The sequence below is a fragment of the Geomonas ferrireducens genome, from assembly GCF_004917065.1.
GTDB lineage: Bacteria > Desulfobacterota > Desulfuromonadia > Geobacterales > Geobacteraceae > Geomonas > Geomonas ferrireducens.
Map to the genome: position 1 here is coordinate 1,033,683 of NZ_SSYA01000002.1, position 16,136 is coordinate 1,049,818.

13 protein-coding genes are annotated in these 16,136 nt (G+C 62.9%); 3 read left to right on the forward strand and 10 right to left on the reverse strand.

The window, feature by feature from the left end; all coding sequences use genetic code 11:
- The first annotated feature begins 534 nt into the window (after nucleotides 1-534).
- Nucleotides 535-1,476: a protein translocase subunit SecF gene (gene secF, locus E8L22_RS13315; RefSeq protein WP_136525636.1), complete on the forward strand. Its 942-nt coding sequence runs from the start codon at nucleotides 535-537 to the stop codon at nucleotides 1,474-1,476.
- A 13-nt stretch (nucleotides 1,477-1,489) separates the two neighbouring features.
- Complete coding sequence (locus tag E8L22_RS13320; protein ID WP_136525637.1) at nucleotides 1,490-3,247, forward strand: cation:proton antiporter; 1,758 nt, start codon at nucleotides 1,490-1,492, stop codon at nucleotides 3,245-3,247.
- On the opposite strand, the gene pdhA is transcribed toward E8L22_RS13320, so the two are convergent.
- From pdhA to E8L22_RS13340, 4 genes are read right to left on the reverse strand one after another with little or no spacing between them, the layout of a single operon-like run.
- Nucleotides 3,238-4,215, reverse strand: coding sequence for a pyruvate dehydrogenase (acetyl-transferring) E1 component subunit alpha (gene pdhA, locus E8L22_RS13325; RefSeq protein ID WP_136525638.1), 978 nt, complete (start codon nucleotides 4,213-4,215; stop codon nucleotides 3,238-3,240). The genes E8L22_RS13320 and pdhA overlap by 10 nt on opposite strands.
- Nucleotides 4,199-6,145 (reverse strand): aconitate hydratase, encoded by a 1,947-nt coding sequence (locus tag E8L22_RS13330; protein WP_136525639.1) that lies wholly within the window; start codon nucleotides 6,143-6,145, stop codon nucleotides 4,199-4,201. The genes pdhA and E8L22_RS13330 overlap by 17 nt, the downstream gene beginning before the upstream one ends.
- A 33-nt stretch (nucleotides 6,146-6,178) precedes the next feature.
- Nucleotides 6,179-6,535 (reverse strand): DUF488 domain-containing protein, encoded by a 357-nt coding sequence (locus E8L22_RS13335; protein WP_136525640.1) that lies wholly within the window; start codon nucleotides 6,533-6,535, stop codon nucleotides 6,179-6,181.
- Between the two features lie 3 nt (nucleotides 6,536-6,538).
- A complete protein-coding gene (locus E8L22_RS13340; RefSeq protein ID WP_136525641.1) occupies nucleotides 6,539-7,390 on the reverse strand; it encodes an AtaL-like protein in 852 nt (283 codons plus the stop codon).
- A 260-nt stretch (nucleotides 7,391-7,650) separates the two neighbouring features.
- On the opposite strand from E8L22_RS13340, the gene E8L22_RS13345 reads away from it, so the two are divergent.
- On the forward strand, nucleotides 7,651-8,406 hold the full coding sequence (locus tag E8L22_RS13345) for an SDR family oxidoreductase (RefSeq protein WP_136525642.1): 756 nt from the start codon (nucleotides 7,651-7,653) through the stop codon (nucleotides 8,404-8,406).
- A gap of 90 nt (nucleotides 8,407-8,496) precedes the next feature.
- Here the strand turns inward: E8L22_RS13345 and E8L22_RS13350 are convergent, their stop codons facing one another.
- The 6 genes from E8L22_RS13350 to fdnG form a co-directional block, all read right to left on the reverse strand.
- The gene (locus E8L22_RS13350) at nucleotides 8,497-8,964 is read right to left on the reverse strand and encodes a bacteriohemerythrin (protein ID WP_246044644.1); all 468 of its coding nucleotides are present in this window, start codon (nucleotides 8,962-8,964) and stop codon (nucleotides 8,497-8,499) included.
- 170 nt (nucleotides 8,965-9,134) lie between these two features.
- Complete coding sequence (locus E8L22_RS13355) at nucleotides 9,135-9,308, reverse strand: twin-arginine translocase TatA/TatE family subunit (RefSeq protein WP_012530698.1); 174 nt, start codon at nucleotides 9,306-9,308, stop codon at nucleotides 9,135-9,137.
- A 40-nt stretch (nucleotides 9,309-9,348) separates the two neighbouring features.
- Entirely contained in the window at nucleotides 9,349-10,749 is a 1,401-nt protein-coding gene (gene fdhD, locus E8L22_RS13360) for a formate dehydrogenase accessory sulfurtransferase FdhD (protein WP_136525643.1), read from the reverse strand.
- 138 nt (nucleotides 10,750-10,887) lie between these two features.
- Nucleotides 10,888-12,090 (reverse strand): NrfD/PsrC family molybdoenzyme membrane anchor subunit, encoded by a 1,203-nt coding sequence (nrfD, locus tag E8L22_RS13365; RefSeq protein WP_136525644.1) that lies wholly within the window; start codon nucleotides 12,088-12,090, stop codon nucleotides 10,888-10,890.
- Entirely contained in the window at nucleotides 12,091-12,930 is an 840-nt protein-coding gene (locus E8L22_RS13370; RefSeq protein ID WP_136525645.1) for a 4Fe-4S dicluster domain-containing protein, read from the reverse strand. It lies immediately after the preceding gene.
- The gene (fdnG, locus tag E8L22_RS13375; RefSeq protein WP_136525646.1) at nucleotides 12,927-15,956 is read right to left on the reverse strand and encodes a formate dehydrogenase-N subunit alpha; all 3,030 of its coding nucleotides are present in this window, start codon (nucleotides 15,954-15,956) and stop codon (nucleotides 12,927-12,929) included. Before fdnG ends, E8L22_RS13370 begins: the two co-directional genes overlap by 4 nt.
- Nucleotides 15,957-16,136 lie beyond the last annotated feature (180 nt).

Sequence of the window (16,136 nt, forward strand, 5' to 3'; positions counted from 1 at the left end):
ACCCCGCTGCTCAGCGCAAAGCACGTAACCCGCGACACCCAGGACGCCTTCCTGAAAAACGCCGGGAAGGGTGCGCAGGTAAAGGCGGCAAAGACGTCAGCCGCCCCTGCCCTCGCCCCGACACCACCGTCAATCAGGCTTCTTTCGTCCCTTCCCGCTCACCTAACGCCCGTACGGAACCTCTTTTCTCCGGCGGACACCTCTGCCGTTTCTGCCAGAGCACCTCCAGCCTAGCCTCCACCGTCACAACTCCAGATAAAGTCCCCCGAACCAGGTACGGCATGCACAGGTTCAGCCGCGACCTGCACCCCCGCCTTTTCAGGTCGCTCAGGGAAAACCACCGGCAACCTTCGTTGTGCAACCGGCGGCTGCGCTGTCGTGTACCCACAGCACCGGAGACACCCGAAAGAGCGCTGTCTCCTTCTGCGTCTGAAAGAAGGACTTGCGGGATTCGTGCAACCTGCGCCTGTGCCCGGGTCGGACCACTCATCCACCAAAGACGGGGCCGGTATTAAACCGGCTCAAGGAGCGCATATGGAACTGATCAAAAACACCAGCATAGACTTCATCGGAAAACGGAAAATAAGCTTCGCCATCTCGTCGTTAATCGCCATTATCGGTCTTATCGGCTCGCTGCAGATCGCAAGGAACAAGGCCAACATGGGGATCGACTTCTCCGGCGGGACGTCGGTGCAGGTGAGTTTTGCACGGCCGGTCCCTCTCGATCGGGTGCAGCACATCCTCTCGGAGAAGCTCAATAAGGAAGTGCACCTGCAGGAGATAACCGGTTCGAACCGGCTGTTGATCAAGGTCGGCAGGTCGGCAACCGCCTCGCTGAACGTGGCAGACACGGTTACCGCACGACTGCAGCAGGAATTCCCCGACAACGCACTGACAGTGGAAAGCTCCAACGAGGTGGGACCGTCCATCGGCGACAAGCTCAAAAAGGATACCCTGAAGGCAGTGGTGTTCTCCATGGTCGGCATAGTGCTCTACATAGCGTGGCGCTTCGATTTCAATTTCGGCATAGGTGCGATAGCTGCCACCTTGCACGACGTCCTCTTCATGATCGCCCTCTTCTACCTGCTCGGCAAAGAGATAAACCTGCTCTTCGTTACTGCCGTTTTGACCATTGCAGGATATTCTTTGACCGATACGGTGGTCATCTTCGACCGGATCAGGGAGAGCCTCGGCAAGTTCGTACCCGAAGAGAAGGATGTCCTCTTCAACAGAAGCATCAACGAGGTACTGCCGAGGACGGTGATCACCTCGCTCACGACGTTTCTGGCCGCCGTCTCGCTCTACCTCTTCGGCGGCGCCGCGATAAACGACTTCGCGCTGGCCCTGGTATCTGGGGTGGTCGTGGCGACCTATTCCTCCATCTTCATCGCGAGCCCCATCGTTCTGGAACTGGAGAAGAGGCAGGACGCAAGACGCTTAAAGCGGGATGTAGCAGTACCCAGGTACGAGCCGTAACGGGAGGAGATTTATGCACGAGTTCAACCTGATCACGACGGTAACCGGCGGCTTTCTGGCCGCCCTGGTCTTCGGCTACCTGGCGCACCGCATCGGCCTGTCCTCGATCGTCGGCTTCCTCCTGGCCGGCATCGCGGTCGGCCCGCGCACCCCCGGCTTCGTTGCCGACCGGCACATGGCCGAGCAGTTCGCCGAGATCGGCGTCATCCTGCTGATGTTCGGCGTCGGGCTGCAGTTCCACTTCAAGGAACTGCTCGAGGTGCGGCGCGCCGCCATACCGGGGGCCTTGGGACAGAGTGCTGTGGCCACCATGCTGAGCGCCCTGGTGGCGCTTGGGCTTGGCTGGAGCTGGCCGGCGGCGATCGTCTTCGGCTTCGCGGTCTCCGTCGCAAGTACCGTGGTCCTTCTGCGCGTGCTGGTGGACAACAACGAGCTGCACACCCAGGCAGGCCATATCGCGGTCGGCTGGCTCGTGGTGGAGGACATCCTGACCGTATTCCTGCTGGTCATCCTCCCGGTGCTGTTCGGTTCACAGGGAAGCGCCGAGACGGGCCTCGCCTCGGCGGTCGCCTTCGCCCTGGTGAAGATCGCGCTGCTTGTCGCGGTCACCTTCCTGGTGGGGGGGAAACTGATCCCGCGCATCCTCGAGCACGTGGCCGCGACGCATTCACGGGAGCTCTTCACCCTCGCCGTCCTGGTGCTGGCCCTCGGTATCGCCGTCGCCTCCGCCAGCTTCTTCGGGGTCTCCATGGCGCTCGGCGCCTTTTTGGCCGGGATGGTGGTGAAGCAGTCGGATTTCAGCTTTCGGGCAGCCTCCGAGGCGCTCCCGATGAGGGACGCGTTCGCGGTGCTCTTCTTCGTCTCGGTCGGGATGCTCTTCGATCCCGCCCACCTGGTGCAGCACCCGGGCCTCGTCCTAGCCACCCTCGGGATCATCATGCTCGGCAAGCCGCTTGCCGCCCTGGTGATCGTGCTCGCCCTGCGCTACCCCCCGCGGGTCGCCCTGGCCGTTGCCGTGGCGCTCGCGCAGATCGGGGAGTTTTCCTTCATCCTCGCATCGGTGGGAAGGGATCTTAAAGTGCTAGGGGAGAGCGGCGCCAGCACCATAGTGGCCGCCGCGATCATATCGATCAGCCTGAACCCGCTTTTGTACCGCATGATCCCTGGGTTCGAGCGGCGGGCGAAGACGACACGGTTCTGGCGTTATCTGGAGGAGCGTGCGCGACCAGGGCGAGACGGGGTCGAGGCGGCCGACGAAGCGCACGGCGCCGGTCGCGCCGTAGTAGTGGGCTACGGCCCGACCGGCAAGACCCTCGCCCGGCTGCTCGCGGAAAACGGCATCGCCCCCTTCGTGGTGGAGATGAACCTGCAGACCGTTCGCGAGCTGCAAAAGGCGGGAACCGCCGCCCTCTACGGCGACGTGACGCTCAGGGACACCCTTGAGGCCGCCGGGGTGGCCTCCGCCGTGGCGCTCGTTTTGACCTCGGCAGGGATGCAGGGGGAGGAGGACGTGATAAAGCTGGCAAGGGAGCTGAATCCGGAGGTGCGCATCCTCGCGCGCGCCACCTACTTGAGGGATGTCCCCGGACTCTACCGCGCCGGAGCCGACGCGGTGTTCTCGGGCGAAGGAGAGGTCGCGCTCAACATGACCGAGCACATGATGCGTGCCCTCGGTGCAACGGACGAACAGATCGAACGGGAGCGGGACCGGGTCAGGGGCGAGCTGGCCGTAGCCGGCCGCCCCATCGGTCCTGTGCTCACTCACACGTAGATATCCTCCCAGACCTCGGCGTCCTCGGGCCAGGGCGACTCCTCGGCGAAACGCACGCTCTCCTCGACCAGGGCGAGGCAGCGCCTGTCGATCTCCTCGAGCTGTTCCCGGGTCGCCAGTCCTTCTTCCAAAAGCCGGCGCGACAGGTTCGGGATCGGGTCGCGGCTCTTCCATACGTCGGTCTCCTGGACGCTGCGGTACTTCGCCGGGTCGGACATGGAGTGGCCGCGGAAGCGGTAGGTGACCGCCTCGATGAAGTAGGGGCGCTGCCGCTCGCGGACCCATTCGGCCGCCCTTTTCGTCGCCTGGTACATGGCGATCACGTCCATGCCGTCGACCTTCTCGCTCGGGATGTCGTAACCGCAGGTGCGCCGGTGCAGCGCCGCCTGGGCCGAAGCGCGATGCACCTCGGTGCCGATTCCGTAGAAGTTGTTCTCGCAGATGAAGAGGACGGGGAGATCCCAAAGGCGCGACCAGTTGAGCGACTCGTGGAAGGTCCCCTGGTTCATCGAGCCGTCACCGAAGAAGCAGGCGGTGACGCGGTCCTCGTCGAGGAGTTGGCTTGCCCAGGCGAGACCGGTGGCGATGGGGAACTGCCCCCCGACGATGGCGTACCCCCCCATGAAGTTGATGTCGGGCTGGAATAGGTGCATGGAGCCCCCCTTCCCGCGGCAAAGTCCGGTCGCCTTGCCGAAGAGCTCCGCCATCACCTTTTTGGGATCGGCGCCGCGGACGATGGCCTGGGCGTGGTCGCGGTACGCGGAGAGCATGTAGTCCGTCTTCTTAAGCCCCGCCGTGCACCCCACGGCGACTGCCTCCTGCCCGGTGTAGAGGTGCAGGAAACCGGTGATATGCCCCTTGGAGTACTGCTCGGCACAACTCTCCTCGAACTCGCGGCAGAGCACCATCTGCTCGTAAAATCCAACTAGCTCCTCAGCCGGGAGCAGATCGCTAAGCTTTTCCGCCATGACTCTCCTCCTTCACCGCGTTCAGCAGCCCCCCGGCCAGCAGTTCACGGCGCTCGCGCTCCGAGACCTGCAGCAGGGTCACCACTTCTTGCCCGTTCACGAAGACCGGGATCTCGCTCGCCCCCCCCTGCACCAGTTCCCGAACCTTGGGAATGGAAATGCGGTCACCCTGGGCGATCCGGTCGTAGTCCGCCGGGTCGCGGAAGACGAGGGGGAGGATGCCGAAGTTGATCAGGTTGGAGCGGTGTATCCTTGCGAAGCTCTTCGCCAGCTTCACCCGGATGCCGAGGTAGCGCGGGGCAAGCGCCGCGTGTTCACGCGAAGACCCCTGCCCGTAGTTCTCCCCGCCGACCACGGCGCCGGCCCCTTTTTCCGTCGCCCGCAGGGAGAACTCGGGGTCGGCCTGCTCGAAGACGAACTTGCTGATCGCCGGGATGTTGCTTCTAAACGGGAGCACCTTGTTTCCCGCCGGCATGATGGTGTCGGTGGAGATGTTTTCGCCCACCTTGATGATTACCTCGACCTCGAGGCTGTCCGGCAGCGCCTCGAACTCGGGGAACGGGACGATGTTGGGGCCGGTCACGATCTCGACGCCGCTGCCGTCCTCGGGCGGGGTCTCGATGCCGGAATCGTCGACCAGGTAGCGCTCCGGGTTCTTCACGTCGGGCCAGGGGAGGAGTTCCTCGAGCTTGCGCGGGTCGGTGACCACGCCGAATACGCCGGCGGCGGCCGCGGTCTCGGGCGAGCAGAGGTAGACGCGGTCCTCCTTGGTGCCGCTTCGCCCGGGGAAGTTGCGCGGGAAGGTCCTGAGCGACACCTGGTTCGTTCCCGGTGCCTGCCCCATGCCGATGCAGCCTAAGCAGCCGGGCTGGTGCACCTGTCCTCCGGCCAGGAGGAGCATCATGAAGCCCCCCTGGGCAACCACGTTCTCAAGCACCTGGCGGCTTCCCGGGTTGATGTGGAAGGAGAGCCCCTGGGCGATCCTGCGCCCATCGAGGATGCGGCAGACCGTCATGAGGTCGCGGAAAGAGGAGTTGACCGAGCTCCCGACGATGACCTGGTCCACCTTGAGCCCCTCGATCTCGGAGACCGGGACGACGTTGTCGGGCGACGAGGGGCAGGCGATCAGCGGGACCACCTGGGCTAGGTCGATCTCGTCGTGCTCGTCATAGGTCGCGTCCGGGTCGGGCATAAGCTCGCGCCAGAGCTCGCCGCGCCCCTGCGCCTCGAGAAACAGACGGGTGTTCTCGTCGCTTTGGAAGACGGTGCTGGTGGCGCCAAGCTCCGCCCCCATGTTCCCGATGGTCGCCCGGTCGGTAGCCGAAAGGGTCGCCACACCCGGACCGTAGTACTCGATGATCTTCCCTACCCCTCCCTTCACGCTGTGGCGCCTGAGCATCTCGAGGATGACGTCCTTACCCGACACCCACGGCTGCAGGCGGTTGATGAGCTTCACCCCGAAGATCTTCGGGCAGGTGAGATGGAACGGGTACCCTGCCATGGCGAGGGCCACGTCGAGCCCTCCCGCGCCGATGGCGAGCTGTCCCATCCCTGCCGCGGTCGGCGTGTGGGAGTCGGCGCCGAGAAGCGTGGTTCCGGGAACCCCGAAGCGCTCAAGGTGCACCTGGTGCGAAACGCCGTTGCCCGGCTTCGAGAGGTGGACGCCGAACCTTGCCGCGACGCTGGCCAGAAAGGCGTGGTCGTCGGCGTTCTTGTTGTCAGTCTGCAGCAGGTTGTGGTCGACGTACTGCGCGGCGAGCCCCACCTTCACCCGGGGTATCCCGGTGGCCAAGAACTCGAGCATCGCCATGGTGCCGGTGGCGTCCTGCAAAAGGGTCTGGTCGATCCTGATCGCGATCTCCTTCCCCGGCACCAGTTCACCTTCCACGAGGTGTTCCTTCAGTATCTTTATGGACAGACTGTCGCCCATGTTAAACCTCCTTCGCGCGACCGCGGCCGCGCCCTATCCACCGTGCCCCTGTTCCTCCAAAAGCTCCTTCAGCACCACGGCGTTGTTGTGCTCCTCGTCCTTCGCGGCGTAGAGCAGGGTCACCCTCCCCTTGCCGGCCTGCCGGGCGAGCTCGTGCAGCAGGGTCCCCTTGTCGGCGAGCTCCTCTCTGAAGCGGCGCCTGAATTCTGGCCACTTCTCCGGGTCGTGGGCGAACCAGCGCCTCAAGTCGTCGCTCGGGGCGAGGTCCTTTTCCCAGCGGTCCAGGTGCGCCGCTTCCTTTTTGACCCCACGCGGCCAGAGCCGGTCCACCAGGATGCGCAGGCCGTCACCCGGATCAGGTTCTTCGTACACCCTTTTCAGCGCGATCATGGCTTATACCTGCTGCAGGGCGGAGAGAACCCGCTTCAGGCTATCCTGCACCGTGTGCGAGAGCTCGGTCAGCTGGGGATTGCCGACCAGGGCGAGCCCCGCCACCGGGTCCATCATCATCACGACGGTGCGGGTCTCGCTTGCCGAGTAGACCGCGACGTTGCAGGGAAGCAGGGTGCCGATGTCGAGCTCCACCCCGAAGGCCTGGTAGGCGAGGCCCGGGTTGCACGCGCCCAGGATGTGGTAGTTGCGGAATTCCTTGTCCAGCTTCTCCTTGAACTTTTGCCGCACGTCGATCTCGAAGAGCACCCCGAAGCCCTCCTTCTGCAGCTCCTGATGGACCCTCGGCAGCGCTTCAGCGAAGGGTAGCATCACGGTGGCCCCGAAGGCATACGGGGTGGCAAGGGGCATCGCTTCCTGCTTTTCCAGTGTTTCGGCTCTCTCTTTCAAGCTCATCACCTCTCTTTGTATCTGTTCCGGCAGATCCCTGCGGATCATCCGCTCCGCCTCGTCGTCCTTGGGAACCCAGTCCACTTCGATGGTCAGGACCATGGGGGCCACCGGACTTTGCACCGACGACGGAACGACCCGGTTGATGACGCGGCCGCTGAAAAGGGGGTGATCGATGAGGAAGTACTGCACCTCACCGCGCGGCTTGTCGAGCACCACCTTTTCCTTGATCACCACCCCTTCCGCCTTGATCTCGCGTAAAAGCCCGTTGCCGTACTGCTGCAGGACGCGCGCATGGGTCACCCCCGGCAGGTAGGAGTGCGGCTGCTCCACCTTGTCGACGAGAAGCGTCCATACCGTGTCCAGCGCAGCGTGAACCTCGCAGCTAAAAGATATCTTGCGCATGGCGTGCACCTCCGCTCGCTTGCCCAACGGTTCATTAGATTAATGCCCCGTTCCGAAGACACAACTCGACAACTGTACCCGATTGTGGAAACCGGGCAATGGCCACCCCGGCATTTTCATGGGAAAATGCGTAGCGGCGGGGGTAAGCCTTCCTGATGTCCGAAGCGATGGGGAAGGCCCAGGTAGCTCTTGTCTTGACATGTGTTGTGGATTAAGATGGCCGCCTTGGCAGGCGAATCTGGATCGGGAGGATTTTCAGCATGAAGAAGACCGCACTGATAACCGGGGCATCCTCGGGCTTTGGCGCCGCCTGCGCGCGCACGCTGGCGGAAAAGGGATGGCAACTGGTGCTGACGGCCCGCAGGGCCGAGAGGCTCGCCGCTCTGCAGCGTGAGCTCTCGGTGCAGACGCCCGTGCACACGCTGGCCCTGGACGTAAGGGACGCGGAGGCGGTGGCCGCTTCCTTCGCTTCGCTGCCGCCTGAGTTCGCCGAGGTGGACCTCCTGGTGAACAACGCGGGGCTCGCCCTAGGCCTTGAGCCCGCCCACGCGGCGTCGCTTGAAGACTGGGACACCATGGTGGACACCAACGTGAAGGGGGTGATGTACTGCACCCGCGCCATCCTCCCGGGGATGGTGGCGAGAAACCGCGGGCACGTCGTCAACATAGGTTCGGTGGCCGGCAGCTGGCCCTACCCCGGCGGCAACGTGTACGGCGCGACCAAGGCGTTCGTGCAGCAGTTCTCCCGCAACCTGCGCGCGGACCTGCTCGGCACCGCAATTCGGGTCACCAACATCGAGCCCGGCATGGCGGAGACCGAGTTTTCGAAGGTGCGCTTCAAGGGGGATGACGAGAAGGCGGGACGCGTCTACACCGGCACCGAGGCGCTGCAGGCAGAGGACATCGCGGACATCGTCGCCTGGGTCGCCTCAGTCCCGGCACGGGTTAACGTGAACAGCGTCGAGGTGATGTCGGTGCACCAGGCCTGGGGGCCACTGGCGGTGGACCGCTCCTGAGGCGGAGAAACAAGGGATGGTCAATAAAAAAGGGGAGCCCGTTAAACCGGAAGCTCCCCTTTAGCTTTTCTCGTGAGCGCCCTACCCCGCTCAGCGCAGCTCGCCGTCGCCGTTACCGTCGTCGTTGCCGTTGCTCCCCCCGCTCCCCTGGTCCTGGCCGGTCGCCTTCAGGTAATCGATGAACTCCTTGTCCAGCTTGTTGAAGTGCGAACGAAGCCACTCGCACATGGCGGTGATCACCGCAACGATCATGAGGGTGTTGTCCCCCTGCTCGGTATGCAGGCTCTCAAGGCGGAGCACCTCCCGGAAGAAGATCTCGTGCTGGTGCTTGTGTCCCTGGTATCCGGGAAAGCCGGATTCGAGCTGCAGCTTCTCCTCATCGCGGAAATGCCACCTCACGTATTTCTTCAGGAACCACATGAGCCTGCCGATCTCCTCGCCCCCCTTCCTGTTCTTCGCCCCCTTCAGCAGATCATCGACACGGCGCAGCAGCTCCTTGTGCTGCCTGTCTATCGCCTCGCTCCCTGTTGCCATGTCGTCACGCCACTGCGTCAACATCAAGTACTCTCCTTTAACTGCCGGGCCGCTGCTGTCGGCCTTCCCAGGTTTTCTGCCGGTTATCGTACCCATCGGCACCGTCCCCCTACTGCTTGAGAACTTTCGTTAAAAAAAAGCGCCCCGGGCTGGATCCCGGGGCGCTGGAGGGGCACGATGACATTGCAGGGCTCTTAAGCCTTCTTCTCCTCGTTCAGCTGCACCACGTCTTCGCCGGACGATGCCTTCTTGAAGTTCTTGATGCTGCTCCCGAGGGCCTGCCCCAGCTGCGGGAGCTTGGCGGGGCCGACTACCACGAGTGCTATCACGAGTACGATGATCATTTCCGGCATACCGAATCCAAACATTTACCTTCTCCTTTGTACGCCCCTTTCAGGGCGGCCCGGCTTAAGCCTGGGCTTTATGAGCTGTTTCGTTGGCGGCCGGGATCGCACCTTCGCTCCGGGCCTTGTCGTTGTTTCTGAGTTCGTAGTACTCCTGCGGCGTGTTGATGTTGCTGAAGGAGTCGAAGCGTGGGTCGAAGCGCGCCACCTCGCTTGCCGGGACCTCGTTCACCTTGAGCTGGGGCAGTATCGATACGATGCGCCGCTTCCCCTCTTCCAGGCAGGCCTCCATGGCCGTCAGGGCGCTCTTGTTGTAGAGCGCGTGGAGCGGCTCGAAGCCGTGCTCGCTCATGGGGAGGACCAGGTCGCAGTCCCCCCGGCGGCTCACGATGTGCCTGATGAGCCCCGGATCGAGGTGCGGCATGTCGCAGGCTACGGTGAAGACGCTCGGGTTGTTCGCCTGGGCGAGCCCGGCATGGATCCCGGCCAGCGCGCCCATCCCGACGTAGAGGTCGGGCACCTTGCGGCACGGGAGGAATTGGTACTGCTCCGGGGTGTTGGTCACCAGGATCACCTCGGTGAAGAGCTCGGAAAGCTCCCGGTAGATGCTCTCGATGAAGCGCCCTCCCTTGTGCGGTAGGAGCGCCTTGTTGCTCCCCATGCGGCTCGAGGCGCCGCCGGCTAAGATCACGCCGGTCACCCCGGCGATTCTATCGTCCCCCCCCATGCTGAGCGCTTCCGGGTGGGTGTAGACCTTGAAGCTGTCGGCGCGGACGTAACCGACCAGGGTGATGCCCGCGTCTTCGGCCATCTTCACCGCCATGTCGGTGGGCGAGGTGCGCGAGGCTATCACGTCGATGCCCAAAAGCGATGCCTTGGCGACCAGCTCGGTGGAGACGCGTCCCGAGGTCACCAGTATGGTTCCAGCCAGGGAGATCCCCTTCAGGAGGGCCTCCCCGGCGATTCTGTCGATGGTATTGTGGCGGCCGATGTCTTCCGCGTGCAAAAGGAGCGTCTCGCTCCCGACGCCTGCGGAGTGCATCCCGCCGTGGTTCTTGTAACCTTCGCTCTTCACAGCCAGCTGCTGCATCAGGGCGAAGATGGTCTCGGGCGCATGCACCCTGGACGGCCCGGCTTTCTTCTCGGGCTTGGGCATGTTGAAGGTGATGCCGGTGCCGCAGCCGGAGGTGAGCACCGGTTTCAGGCGCTCGGGGAGCTCGCCGCGGATGGTGACGCTGGCGGCGCCGAAGTCCTGGCAGATGGCGAGGGCGAGAAAGTCGTCCACGCTGGAGACGAAGCCCTGCAGGCGCAAAAAGCCAGCAACCAGGAAGCGCAGGTCGTGCGGCGATGCGATAAGGGTCGCCATCTCGCGCCCGTTCACCACCAGCTGCAGGGGGTATTCGTTCACCACCCCGCCATCCACCTGCTCCACTACGCCCTTCTTGAAACTGTAAATGGTTGCCACCTGCGGACTCCTTGAAAGCTTGCGTTTTACCTTGCCGTGCCCCACCCGTCCCTCCCCCGCTCGCGCGGGAGAGGGACTTGGAGGGTTTCCTCGTACTTCTGTATTACCCGGCCTCAAGGGCCGGTACTCCCTTCACGCTTAGGCCTTGGCGGCACCGTGTGCGTGGCCTTGCTCGTTTTTGCGGAAGTGGTCCGGGATGGAATAATCCACGGTTTCCGGGTGGTGCTCGAAGATCGGGAAGTACTTCGCGATCAGCACGAAGAACAGGATGTGCGCCGCGATGATGCCGATGGTCACCACGGACTCCAGGAAGGAGGGGTAATAGAAGGTTCCCGGAGCCTCCATGCCGAACATGGAGACGTTGAAGCGGTTCAGGATGACGCCTGCGATGACGAGCCAGGCAGCCGTGGCGCGCAGACGGTTGTTCTCACGCACGTTGCCGTTCATCAGCATGACCAGCGGGAGGAGGACGCCGCACACGACCTCGACGGCGAAGAGCACCAGCAGGCCGGGACGGTTGAAGAGCGGCCCCTCGGTGAGTGCCACCAGGGAGAACACCTTCACGGTCAGGTACACGGTGATGCCCCAGGGGAGGATCTTGGCCAGGGTCTCGAGCAGTTCGCTCTCGTCCGGCTGCCCCATGTACTTGTGGCTCATGGTGGCCTCCACGATGATGATGGAGATACCGGCGCACATGGCGGAGAGCCAGAAGAGAAGCGGCAAGAGCGGGTTGTACCAGAGGCTGTGCAGCTTATCGACAGCGATCAGGAAGAAGGTCCCGAGCGACGACTGGTGCAGCGTCGAGATGGAAGCCGCCGCGACGACGAGCGGCATCTCGATGGTGCGCAGCAGGCGCAGCGGCACGTGATAGCCGAACTTCTCGCACACCGGCGACAGGAACTCGAGGAAGAGCACCGTCGTGTAGGCGGCGATGCACATGGAAACCTCGAACATCGGGGAGTGCGGGTTCCAGTACACCATGGTGTGCCAGCAGCGCTGCGGCTGACCGAGGTCGAGCAGAAGCCCCACGCAGACCAGGGAGTAGCCTAGGAAGCCGGTCACGATGGCCGGGCGCACCAGCGGCTCGAGCTTCTTTATGTGGAAGCAGTGCACGATGGCCCCGAGGGTGAAGGCGCCGGCCGCAAGAGGAACCGCGGTGACGACGTCGAAGGAGATCCAGAGACCCCAGGGGAAGGTGTCGTTCAGGTTGGTGGTGACGCCCAGGCCGAAGACGAAACGGGCCAGGGAGGCGAGCGCGCCGAGGGACACCAGGACGATCAGGAACTTAACGAAGCGGTGGTAGCCCTTGATCTCGTTAACGATTATCTTTGCAGCGGTCATCTAGCTCTCCTCCTTCGGCGTAGCGCCGGATTTTCTCTGTTCCTCTTCCTTGGCGATCCTCTCCTTCCGGTGGTTGAACCAGGAAAGCAGCGACAGCGAAGAGCCTACGGTGAGGAAGATCCCCGGCACGAGGCGCAGCGCCTGCCAGGTGTAGGACGGGAGCGGGCGCTTGGTGACCGGTTTGAAACCGAGCTCGTCGAACGGGAGCGCGGTCAGGTAGATGACGGAGGTACCGCCGGCCTCTTCGGAGCCGTAGAGCTTCTTCAGGTACTTCTCCGGACGGGCGGCTATCCTCTTGTTGGCTTCCTTGATCATGTCCTCGCGGTTGCCGTAGGTGATGGCCGAGACGCAGGTGGTGGCGCAGGCCGGCTTCAGCCCTTCCTTCACCCTGGAGTAGCAGCCGGTGCACTTTCTCACCAGCGGCAGCGCCTTGCTCCACTCGTATTTGGGCACCCCGAACGGGCAGGCGACCATGCAGAAGCGGCAGCCGATGCAGCGGTCCGCGTCATAGGTGACCGGGCCTTCCTTGGTCTTCTTGAAGGCGCCTACCGGGCAGACCGATGCGCAGGCCGGCTCGTTGCAGTGCATGCACATCTCTTTGTAGAAGGCGAACTCGTTCTGCCCGTTCTTCTCGTAGTCGCGGAACTTGATGCGGGTGAAGGTGTATTCCGACATGAGCGGCGGGTTCTGGTAACCCTCGCCGGTGAAGAACTCCGTCTTCTCGGCGCCCAACTGGTTCCACTGCTTGCAGGCAACCTGGCAGCCGCGGCAGCCGGTGCACTTGGTCATGTCGATCAAAAATGCCTTGTTCTTGCCGAAATCTTTGTTTTCGCTGCTCATGCGCGCTTACCCCCTTTCTCGATGTTGCAGAGGAATGCCTTGAATTCGGGGATGCTCGTGTTCGCGCAACCGACCGACGGCGTGAGGACGTTGCCCGAGTCGCCGGTAGCCATGCCTGCATAACCGAAGTGCCAGGGGAGACCCACCTGCTCTATCTCTTTTCCCTGCACGTTGAACGGCTTCAGCCTGGAGGTGACCAGGGCCTTCGCCTCGATGGAACCGCGCTCGCTCGTTATCTTCACCATGTCGCCGTTCGAGATCCCCTTGGCGCGGGCAAGCGTTTGGGAGATCTCGACGAACATGGTCGGGACCAGTTCGACGAGCCACGGCAGCGAACGGGTCATAGCACCCGCCTGCCAGTGCTCGGTCATCCTGTAGGTGGTGCCGACGTACGGGAACTTCGTCGTATCGCTGGTCATGTTGGCCGGGATCTTGACGGCCGGGTTGGTCTGCGTCTTGGAGAGGAGGTTCTTGGCCGGGCTTTCCACCGGCTCGTAGTGCTCGGGGAACGGACCGTCCTTCATGTCCAGGGCGTAGAGGCGTGCATGCCCTTCCGGGAGCATGATGAAGGGGTACTTCCCTTCCTTGTCGTCCTTCATCGGCGGCCAGGGGCCGTCGGGTACGTCGCCCTTCCACTTCTTCTCCAGGGCATCCCAGGCGATGACGGCACGCTTCGGGTTGAAGGGGGCACCTTCCTGGTTGACCGAGGCGCGGTTGTAGATGATGCGGCGGTTGACCGGCCAAGCCCAGGACCACTTCGGGAACAGGCCGAGCCCGGTCGGATCGCTCGCGTCGCGGCGCGCCATCTGGTTGCCGTCCTTCGTGTAGGAGCCGCAGTAGATCCAGCAGCCGGAGACGGTGGAGCCGTCGTCCTGCAGGTACTTGAACATCGGGACCTGGTCACCCTTTTTGAACTCGAGGGTCTTGTCCTTGTCGACGATGGTCATGTCCTTCGTGAAGTAGCCGTTGATCTCCTTGGCCACCAGGTGCACTTCCGGCTCATCCCCCTCGCCGTAGTTCCAGGCGAGTTTGGTGATCGCCTCGGGGAAGGCGCCGCCTTTCTCGTACGCCTTCTTCATGCGCTTGGCGAACTGGTTCAGGATCCAGAGGTCGCTCTTCGCATCGCCCACCGGCTCGGCGGCCTTGTAACGCCACTGGGTCCAGCGGCCGGAGTTGGAGATGGAACCTTCCTTCTCGACGGAGGAGGCTGCCGGGAGCATGAAGACCTCGGTCTTGATGTCCTTCGGGTTGACGCCCGGGCGCTTCCAGAAGATGGAGGTCTCGGTCTCCCAGAGGTCGACGGTTACGAGCCAGTCGAGCTTGCCGAGCGCCTCGCGGGTCTTCAGGGAGTCCGGACCGCCCACCGCCGGGTTCTGCCCCATGCAGACCAGGCCCTGCAGTTCGCCCTTGCCCATCTTCTCCATCATCTTGACGAAGGAGTAGTTGCCGCTTCTCTTCGGGAGATAGTCGTAGCAGAAGCCGTTCTCGGCGGTGGCGTTGTCGCCGTACCAGGCCTTCAGAAGGCTCACGGTGTACTTCGGGGTGTTGCCCCACCAGTTGGCGCTCTTCTTGTCCTTGGTCTTGGGGGTCCACTTCTCGAGGTAGGCCTTGAGGTCTACGTTGTCGAACTCAGGGGACTTCAGGTAGCCCGGGAGCAGGTGGAAGAGCAGACCGTAGTCGGTCGAGCCCTGGACGTTGCTCTCACCGCGCAGCGCGTTCACGCCGCCGCCGGCGATGCCGATGTTGCCCAGAAGAAGCTGCAGCATGGCGGTGGCACGGACGTTCTGGGAGCCGTGGGTGGACTGGGTGATACCCATCGCGTAAAGGATGGTACCCGCCTTGTCGGCGCGCCCGGTGGAGCAGTAGGCCTTGGCGACTGCGATGTAGTCTTCCTTCTTGGTCCCGGTGATGTTGCAGACCATGTCCACGGTGTAGCGGGAATAGTGCTTCTTAAGGAGCTGGTAGACGCAGCGCGGGTCCTTCATGGAATGGTCGCGCTTGGGGTTGCCGGAGCCGTCAACCGCGTAGGCCCAGGCCTTCGGATCGTAGGTCTTCTCCTGGTCGTCGAAGGAGCAGAAGATACCCTCGTTGAAGTCGTACTTCTCGTTCACGATGAAGGAGGCGTTGGTGTACTCGCGTACGTACTCCTCGTGGATCATGTTGTTCTGCAGCGCGTAGTTGATCATGCCGCCCAGGAAGGCGATGTCGGTGCCCGGACGGATCTGCGCGTAGTGGTCCGCCTTGGAGGCGGTCCTGGTGAAGCGGGGATCGACGGCGATCAGCTTCCCGCCCTGATCCATAGCCGCCTCGATCCATTTCATGGAAATCGGGTGATTCTCGGCCGGGTTGCAGCCGATAGCGAGGATCGCGTCAGCGTTTTTCAGGTCGATCCAGTGGTTGGTCATTGCACCACGCCCAAACGAAGCCGCCAGACCGGCGACTGTAGCGGAGTGTCATATTCGGGCCTGGTGTTCGAGGTTCGCAACACCCATGGCGCGGGAGAACTTGCTCCAGAGGTAGCACTCCTCGTTGTCAAGGCCTGCCCCCCCCAGGAAACCCATCCCCTCGGTGCGGTTGACAACGTATTCCTTGTTGTCCTTTTTGTTGATCTCTTTGGCCTTGAAGGTCTTGTCGCGCGTTTCCTTCATCTTCTGCGCGATCCGCTCCAGAGCCCAGTCCCACGACTTCTCTTCGAACTTGTCGCTGCCGGGTGCACGGTACATCACCTTCTGCAAACGACGCTCGTTGTTGGCCACCTGGAACAGCGCGCTACCCTTCGAGCAGAGGGCACCCTGGTTGATCGGATGCTGTGTGTCCCCCTCGATGTTGACGATCTTGCCGTTCTTGGTATGAACCACAAGCCCGCAACCTACCGCGCAGAAAGGACAGATGGTGGTCGAGCTTTTCAGCCCCTTGGTGCGCAGTTGCGTGCCGTCTGCGCCGCCCGCTTCTGCTTTTTTGCCGGAGAGGATCAGCGCTGCCGCGGCCGCCCCCCCCTGCAGAAACTCCCGTCGTGAAACTGCCATGTTGAATCTCTCCTTTTTCCATGATAAACGTCGTGCCACCGTTTTATAACTCCGCGTATACGGCAATTGCCATGCCAGCGTGTTTACGTTCACCAGAAAAATAGTTGTGTACCGTAAACCTCCGAAATGATAATGTTGTCCGCGCCGCTCAGGAATCTCCAACAGGTTAACTTTAATTAA

What these genes read in the sequence shown, in the direction of transcription:
- secF (WP_136525636.1), top strand. Translation starts at nt 535, where the DNA reads ATGGAACTGATCAAAAACACCAGCATAGACTTCATCGGAAAACGGAAA.
- E8L22_RS13320 (WP_136525637.1), top strand. Translation starts at nt 1,490, where the DNA reads ATGCACGAGTTCAACCTGATCACGACGGTAACCGGCGGCTTTCTGGCC.
- pdhA (WP_136525638.1), bottom strand. Translation starts at nt 4,215, where the DNA reads ATGGCGGAAAAGCTTAGCGATCTGCTCCCGGCTGAGGAGCTAGTTGGA.
- E8L22_RS13330 (WP_136525639.1), bottom strand. Translation starts at nt 6,145, where the DNA reads ATGGGCGACAGTCTGTCCATAAAGATACTGAAGGAACACCTCGTGGAA.
- E8L22_RS13335 (WP_136525640.1), bottom strand. Translation starts at nt 6,535, where the DNA reads ATGATCGCGCTGAAAAGGGTGTACGAAGAACCTGATCCGGGTGACGGC.
- E8L22_RS13340 (WP_136525641.1), bottom strand. Translation starts at nt 7,390, where the DNA reads ATGCGCAAGATATCTTTTAGCTGCGAGGTTCACGCTGCGCTGGACACG.
- E8L22_RS13345 (WP_136525642.1), top strand. Translation starts at nt 7,651, where the DNA reads ATGAAGAAGACCGCACTGATAACCGGGGCATCCTCGGGCTTTGGCGCC.
- E8L22_RS13350 (WP_246044644.1), bottom strand. Translation starts at nt 8,964, where the DNA reads ATGTTGACGCAGTGGCGTGACGACATGGCAACAGGGAGCGAGGCGATA.
- E8L22_RS13355 (WP_012530698.1), bottom strand. Translation starts at nt 9,308, where the DNA reads ATGTTTGGATTCGGTATGCCGGAAATGATCATCGTACTCGTGATAGCA.
- nrfD (WP_136525644.1), bottom strand. Translation starts at nt 12,090, where the DNA reads ATGACCGCTGCAAAGATAATCGTTAACGAGATCAAGGGCTACCACCGC.
- E8L22_RS13370 (WP_136525645.1), bottom strand. Translation starts at nt 12,930, where the DNA reads ATGAGCAGCGAAAACAAAGATTTCGGCAAGAACAAGGCATTTTTGATC.